Origin of the sequence: Herbiconiux daphne (genome assembly GCF_024979295.1) — a bacterium.
Lineage (GTDB): Bacteria > Actinomycetota > Actinomycetes > Actinomycetales > Microbacteriaceae > Herbiconiux > Herbiconiux daphnes.
The window spans coordinates 432-718 of the sequence record NZ_JANLCJ010000370.1 but is presented as its reverse complement, the minus strand read 5'-3'; the positions used below and the strand labels follow the sequence as shown (position 1 = coordinate 718).

Annotated in this window: 1 protein-coding gene; it reads right to left on the bottom strand. The window is 39.0% G+C overall.

What is annotated here, in order from left to right; translation table 11 throughout:
• Positions 1 to 287, bottom strand: a 287-nt coding sequence (locus N1032_RS25305; protein ID WP_259543346.1) for a hypothetical protein, incomplete at both ends; no start/stop codon positions are given.

The window sequence follows — 287 nt, the reverse complement described above, 5'->3', positions numbered from 1 at the left end:
AGTCAATCGAACTTGCTTCAACATATCCCGTGAGTGTGTTTAGTTGTCCTTTATAGATAGTCGAATATCCTTGAGGATCGGGAACTGGGATAGCCCTCTCAACGATTGCAGACACTTCACGAATACCATTCAAGACAGTTGAAGCATATTGTCCGATAAGAGTATCATTGCTTGTTTGCAGGAATGGTAAAGATGAAACGATATTAGTTTCAATAGTCTGGAAAACTCCGTCTTCATTAGAAATGAGGATCGTTGTTGATTGTGTATACAGATTCGTTCTGTATAAG